General features: G+C 64.9%; 6 protein-coding genes. 1 reads left to right on the forward strand and 5 read right to left on the reverse strand.

Annotation, left to right across the window (positions count from 1 at the left end; all coding sequences use genetic code 11):
* From JOZ76_RS12140 to JOZ76_RS12150, 3 genes are all read right to left on the reverse strand, one after another.
* A partial coding sequence (locus JOZ76_RS12140; RefSeq protein WP_291698866.1) for an aminopeptidase P family protein occupies nucleotides 1–1,813 on the reverse strand: 1,813 nt, incomplete at its 3' end.
* Nucleotides 1,814–2,210: 397 nt separating this feature from the next.
* A complete protein-coding gene (locus JOZ76_RS12145; RefSeq protein ID WP_291698867.1) occupies nucleotides 2,211–2,666 on the reverse strand; it encodes a hypothetical protein in 456 nt (151 codons plus the stop codon).
* A gap of 41 nt (nucleotides 2,667–2,707) precedes the next feature.
* A complete protein-coding gene (locus JOZ76_RS12150; RefSeq protein WP_291698868.1) occupies nucleotides 2,708–3,601 on the reverse strand; it encodes a 50S ribosomal protein L11 methyltransferase in 894 nt (297 codons plus the stop codon).
* A gap of 215 nt (nucleotides 3,602–3,816) precedes the next feature.
* On the opposite strand from JOZ76_RS12150, the gene JOZ76_RS12155 reads away from it, so the two are divergent.
* Nucleotides 3,817–3,981: a Flp family type IVb pilin gene (locus tag JOZ76_RS12155; RefSeq protein WP_291698869.1), complete on the forward strand. Its 165-nt coding sequence runs from the start codon at nucleotides 3,817–3,819 to the stop codon at nucleotides 3,979–3,981.
* A gap of 128 nt (nucleotides 3,982–4,109) precedes the next feature.
* Here the strand turns inward: JOZ76_RS12155 and JOZ76_RS12160 are convergent, their stop codons facing one another.
* Together JOZ76_RS12160 and JOZ76_RS12165 are read right to left on the reverse strand one after the other, a co-directional pair.
* A complete protein-coding gene (locus JOZ76_RS12160; protein ID WP_291698870.1) occupies nucleotides 4,110–4,406 on the reverse strand; it encodes a hypothetical protein in 297 nt (98 codons plus the stop codon).
* A gap of 405 nt (nucleotides 4,407–4,811) precedes the next feature.
* The coding region (locus tag JOZ76_RS12165) for a phytoene desaturase family protein (RefSeq protein ID WP_291698871.1) at nucleotides 4,812–6,372 on the reverse strand (1,561 nt) is incomplete at its 5' end.

Consider the following 6,372-nt stretch of genomic DNA (forward strand, 5'->3'; position numbering starts at 1 on the left):
CCGTGGCCTGATCGAGCCAGGCCTTGGTCGCCTCATCCAGCGCCGGCCGCACCTCGGCGCGCACGCGCGCATGATAGGCGTTGAGCCAGTCGAGCTCGGCGTCGCTCAGCAATGCAGCATCGATCAGTCGCCGGTCGATCGGCGCCAGGGTCAGCGTCTCAAAACCGTTCATAGGCCTCTCGGCGCCAGCGATCTCGGCTACGACGACGAGCTCGAGATTTTCGATCCGGATGCCAAAACCGTCGGTCTTATAGTAGCCGGGCTCGTTGGACAGGATCATGCCGCGCTTCAGCGGCGTGGTGCCGAGTTTCGAGATCCGCGCCGGCCCCTCATGCACACTGAGATAGCTGCCGACGCCGTGACCGGTGCCGTGCTCGAAATCGATGCCGGCCTGCCACAGGAACTGCCGCGCCAGCGTGTCGAGCTGGGCGCCGGTGGTGCCGTCGGGAAATACCGCGCGGGCGATCGCGATGTGTCCGCGCAGCACACGGGTGAAGCGGTCGCGCATCTCCGCCGTCGGCTCGCCGACTGCGATGGTGCGCGTGACGTCGGTGGTGCCGTCCTCATATTGCGCCCCGGAATCGATCAGCAGCAGGTCGCCGCGCGCGATGCGCCGATTGCTCTTGCGGCTGACGCGGTAATGCACGATGGCGCCGTTCGGCCCGGTGCCGGAGATGGTTGGAAACGAGACGTCCTTCAGCGCGCCGGTATCGCGGCGAAAGGTCTCCAGCGCTTCCACGGCATCGATCTCGGTGAGGCTGCCCGATGGCGCCTCGCGGTCGATGAAGGCGAGGAAACGCGCCAGCGCCACCGCGTCGCGGCGATGCGCGGTCCTGGTGCCCTGGATCTCGGTCTCATTCTTGACCGCCTTCAGCAGGCTCACCGGGTCGCTGCCGCGCACCGGCTTGCCGCCGGCAGCCTGGATCAGCCGGCTCAGCGCATCGGCCGCCGTCGCATTGTCGAGGGCAATCGCCCCGCCGCGCTTGGCGAGAGCGGCCAGTCTCGGCTCCAGCGCGTTCGGTTCCTGGACGTCTGCCGACTGTTCGAGATGGTCGCGTGTGGCGTTCGACAGCTTGCGATGATCGATGAAGATGGTCGGCCGGCCATGTTTTGGGACCAGTGCGTAGGACAAAGGCAGCGGCGTGTGGGCGACGTCGGCACCGCGGATGTTGAACGTCCAGGCCACTGCATGGCTGTCCGACAGCACCAGCGCATCGACGGAGAGCTTTGCGATTTCCTCACGAATCCGCTGCAGCTTTTCGGCCTCGATTTCGCCGGAAAATTGCCTGCCGTGGATGGCGACCGGGCCGAGCGGCGCGGGCGGGCGTTCGGTCCACACCGCATCGACCGGATTGCTCTCGATGGCCACGAGCTCGGCGCCGGCCTTGGCGCAGGCGGTCGCGAGCCGCTCGGCGGCCGCCGTCGTGTGCAGCCAGGGATCGAAGCCGAGGCGGTCGTCCGCTGAAAGATGCGCTGACAGCCAGGTCTCGGGCGGCGGCTCGACCAGGGACTCGACTGACCAGGCCTTGCCATCGACCTGCTGGCCGGCCTGCAGCGTGTAGCGGCCATCGACAAAAATCGCTGCTTCCCTGGTCAGCACGATCGCCAGTCCTGCCGAACCGGTGAAGCCGGTCAGCCACGCCAGCCGCTCCTCCGACGGGGCGACATATTCATTCTGCTGCTGGTCGGCGCGCGGAATCACAAAGCCGGTCAGCTTCCGCCGCGCCAGCTCCTCCCGAAAGGCCGACAGCCGCGCGGAGAGAGCGACTCCGCTTTCAGGGTCTTCAAAAGTCTGGAAATGCGCTTCGAACATGGTGCTTTCAGTCTAGGTTGGCGATCGGCTGGCGGCAACGCGCGACGGCGCATGTATGCTCCGCCGGGTACCGGCAGGAGATCGAAACTATCGTTCATGTTGACGCGATCAAGGATTTGCTGTCACATCCCTTTCAAAGACGAAGGCCGGGGAAGTCCAAGGGGTTTGTTTCAACTCAGCGGTGAGGGGAAGACATGCCTGCATTTACGTTCGAGAAACTCACACCCCCCACGGCCCGCGCTCCAGCCCCACCTGACGTCCAAGAGCGGCGTGGGGTGATGGTCCAGATGCTTGACCGCTTCGCCGAGATGCGGGCAAGACGCATTCTGTCCTTTCGTCAGAAGACGCGCTCCAAATCACCGCAACCAGAGCCGCAGGACTGAGGCTTCTAGTCCCCTCAATCCCTGATCTCATTGGCCTTCACGACGCTCGCCCCGATAACGCGCGTCCCCTCCAGTTCCCGCACGATCCGCTCATCCGGGCGTACGATCCCCAGATCGAACTCCCGCTCCGAAGCGATCAGGATCATTTTCTGGCCGACGATGACCACCACGGTCACGTCGTGAGCATCTCCGGATATCGCCCATTGGCGTATCTCGCTGCCGAACGGCTCCTTGCGCCATGCATCGGGAAAGCCCGGGTCGCATCGGACTTCGATCCCGTCATCCGACGTCGTCAGGACGAGCTTTGACCTGTTCGGCTTCCAGCGTTCGTCCAGCAGCTCGTTCACGAGCCACATGCAACTGAAGGACTGACATTCGCCGGGACGCTCGGCATAGACGAGACAGCCGCGACCCGGATTGCAGTGTGGGCACCAGCGGCCCACCGGTTTCTCGAGCTGCTCGATCGCCATCACCTTGCAACACAGCGTGCAATTTCCGCAGGCGCGCGTGCTCATTTGACCGAGCGCAGCAGGAGACTGCTCCAGCCTTCGATCCTGAGATGCCGAACGGGAAGGAGGCCCCGCGCGCGATAGGCGGCGATCACGGCGCGCGCCTGATGGGTCAGGAGCCCTGAGAGGATCACGAGCCCTGTTGGCGCCAGATGCTGCGTCATCGGGCGCGCGAGCTGCCGCAGTGGATTGGCCAGGATGTTGGCCAGCACCAGGTCGAATGGTCCGGCGCTCGCGAAGTCCGGTGCGGCAAACCCGGTGGCGCGGACCACCTGCATGAGGTTGCCGACGCCGTTGAGCCGCGCATTGTCGCGCGCGACCGCAACCGAGGGCGGATCGATATCGCTCGCCAGCACGGGTAGATGCCGCGCCTTGGCGGCCGCAATCGCCAGCACGCCGGTACCCGTGCCGAGGTCGAGCAGGCGGCGCGGTCGGCGCGTTTTCAGCACATGGTCGAGCAGCGTGAGGCAGCCCCGCGTGGTGCCGTGGTGGCCCGTGCCGAACGCCAGCGCCGCCTCGATCTCGATGCCGAGCCTGTTGGGGGCGATCCGTGCCCGGTCATGTTGGCCATGGACGACGAAACGCCCGGCCGGGACCGGCACCAGGTCTTCGAGGCTGGCCTTGACCCAGTCCTTCGCCTCCAGCGTGTCAAAGCTGAGGCCCTCGGCGACCGTTTCGCCGACGGCATTCGTCACCAGCATACGCAGCAGGGCCTGATCCGGCGGATCGGCAAAATGGGCTGTGACGTCCCAGCGGCCGTCCGGCCGCTCAAAGGCGGCAACCGCGGTCTCGCCTTCGCAAAAGACTTCGGTGAGGGCATCGACCACGCGCCGCGCGGCAGCCTCATCGCCGATCGCAAGGCTGGCGCGGTGGGTGGTTGGGAGAGGGGCGGTCATCACGGGTCCGGGTTCGTGCTTCAAGCTGAAATGTGGTGGTGGGGCGTCGCAGCGTCTAGAACGATAAGATTTGATGCAATTTTGGGGCGTTGTTGTCTCGCAATATCTGGAAAATTTACCGTTTGCTCCTTCAAACAACCTTAGGTTTTTTCCCGTAGTCATACGGGAGGAACTGATCAACGGTTCCTGTGGAAGCAAAGCGAGGCACCAACCCTATGAAGGCGATGCTCTCGACATTCTTGAGGGATGAATCCGGCGCAACGGCCATCGAATACGGTCTCATCGCAGTTGGGATAGCGATTGCTATCATTGCCGCGGTGAACGGTGTTGGAACCGGGGTCAGCTCAGTCTTCAACTCGGTCAGCACCTCGTTGAAGTAGTCGAACAACCCAGGCGTTCTCAAGGGCCGGGCGCACGCGCCCGGTCTTTTCATGTGAGGGGCATGCCGAGCCGGGCTCATGCGCGGCTCGGTGGCCTCGCGATGGTATCTCAGAAGGAGCTGCCGGGATCAATCGCGCTTGGCAGGATCGGTTGATCTGATCGTTAGAGCATGTATTCGATCCGCCGCGCCTTGAGCCTTGCGATCGCGTATCGTTCCGGCGGGGAGAAACCTGCTCGAAGAACGCTTGTCAGTGGCTTCCGAACCGAGCTGACGAGACCTGGCGCACTCCGCGCGAACCCATTGAAGGGTTCCCTTGACCCGTGCACTCGTCACCTTGCCACGCGCCAGGTGCTCCTTGGTTTGGCTCCTGATGCGATGACTATCCTCAATAGCCAGGTCGGCGCGCTTGAGCAGATCATCCATCCCCCTCCAAGCCACGGCAGAATGGATCGTTCCTATCGATCCGGCCCACCGGGAACTCCGTCTCCGGTGCTTCTGCCTTGCAACATCTGCCGCGCCACATTTGATCCGGAGCTGCGCTTTCGCCGCCGGCGCCGTGGACAAGATTGTGCACATATATCGGGCTTGGCGAGATATTCGAGACCCGCCAAGAGCTTGCGCCAATGTGGTCGGTGCATGACGCGTGAACAGGCTCGGCAAGTTCAGTGAGGCAGATCGCCTGGTCACAGCTTTATCCACGCCATCTTCGTGACGTTCTCCACAGTTCTTGCAGTGGATGTCGATAAGTTGTCCAACGCGGTTGCTGTGCATGCGGCGTTTGGCGCATGGCGCTATCGACAGCCCACTCCCAGCCTGTCCACAGACCTGTCAACGCCGGGCGAACAGCGCGCGATGGTCGGCCAGAATGACACGCGCAGCGTTGTGGCCGGGAGCGCCAGTGACGCCGCCGCCGGGATGGGCGCCGGAGCCGCAATGATAGAGGCCCTTCACGGGGCCGCGATAATCGGCATGTCCGAGCATCGGGCGCGCCGAGAACAATTGGTTCAACGTTAGTGCGCCGTGAAAAATGTCGCCGCCGATCAGGCCGAACTCGCGCTCCAGGTCGAGCGGCGACAGGATTTGCCGGCCGATCACGCTTTGCGCGAAGCCGGGCGCGTAGGCGTCGACGGTGGCGATCATCAGGTCGGCGACCTCATCGCGATGGTCGTCCCAGGATCTGCCATCCGGCAGGACGGGCGCGACGTGCTGGCAGAACAGGCTGGCGACATGTGCGCCCCTGGGCGCGAGGCTATCGTCCAGCGTCGAGGGGATCAGCACTTCGACCACAGGCGCGCGGCTCCAGCCGTATGCGCGCGCATCGTGATAGGCGCGGTCCATGTAGCCGAGACTGGGGCCCAGAATGATGCCGGCGGTGAGATGATCGCCCTCGCCAGGCAGCGCCGTGAACGAGGGCAGGGCCGACAGCGCCACGTTCATGCGGAAGGTGCCGGAGCCGCACTGCCAGTTTCTGATCCGCGCGAGAAACGGCGGCGGCAGCGCGTGTTCGGGCACCAGGCGCGTGTAGAGCAGTTTTGGGTTGACGCTGGCCGCGACATATTTCGCCCGCAGCATGGTGCCGTTGTCGAGCACGATGCCGGCGGCGCGGTCGCGCTCGACGATCAATTCGCGCACGCCCGCATCGGTCATGATTTCGACGCCATGCCCGCGCGCGGCGCGCGCGAGCGCCTGGGTGATGGCGCCCATGCCGCCGATCGCATGGCCCCAGACGCCTTTCCTGCCGTTCACCTCGCCAAAGGCGTGGTGCAGCATCACGTAGGCCGAGCCCGCGGCGTAGGGGCTCGCATAATTGCCGACGATGGCGTCGAAGCCGAACAGCGCCTTGACCAGGTCGGTCTCAAAACGCTCGTCGAGCATGTCGCCGGCCGAGCGCGTGAACAGGTCGAGCAGCGCGCGCTTCTCCTCCAGCGACAGCCCGCGCAGGATGTTCGCGGTGCCGAGCGCGTTGAAGGCCTCGCGGACGGCGCCGGCGCCAAAACTTTCGACCAGGTTCGGCGGCGCGCGCAGCACGAACTGCCGCAGCACGTCGGCGATCGCCTCCAGTTCCCGCGAAAAACCGTCGATCGCCTCGGCATCGCGTGCGCTGAGCCGCGCGACCGACGCGCGCGTGCGGCCTTCGCCGGTCAGAAGGTGGCTGCCGTCAGGGGCGGGCAGGAAGTTTTGTGCACGGCGCTCGACCAGTTTCAGGCCGTGCTCGGCGAGCCTGAGATCGGCGATGACTTTCGGGTTGAGCAGGCTGACCGTATAGGCCGCGACCGAATTGCGGAAGCCTGGATGAAACTCCTCAGTGACGGCGGCGCCGCCGACCACCTTGCGCCGCTCGACCACGCTCACGCGCAGGCCTTCCCTGGCGAGGTAGGCCGCGCAGGCG

Origin of the sequence: Bradyrhizobium sp. (genome assembly GCF_019244115.1) — a bacterium.
Taxonomy (GTDB): domain Bacteria; phylum Pseudomonadota; class Alphaproteobacteria; order Rhizobiales; family Xanthobacteraceae; genus Bradyrhizobium.

Excerpts from the sequence above, each read along its gene's own strand:
- JOZ76_RS12150 (WP_291698868.1), bottom strand. The coding sequence starts at position 3,601 with ATGACCGCCCCTCTCCCAACCACCCACCGCGCCAGCCTTGCGATCGGC.
- JOZ76_RS12145 (WP_291698867.1), bottom strand. The coding sequence starts at position 2,666 with ATGGCGATCGAGCAGCTCGAGAAACCGGTGGGCCGCTGGTGCCCACAC.
- JOZ76_RS12160 (WP_291698870.1), bottom strand. The coding sequence starts at position 4,406 with ATGGATGATCTGCTCAAGCGCGCCGACCTGGCTATTGAGGATAGTCAT.
- JOZ76_RS12155 (WP_291698869.1), top strand. The coding sequence starts at position 3,817 with ATGAAGGCGATGCTCTCGACATTCTTGAGGGATGAATCCGGCGCAACG.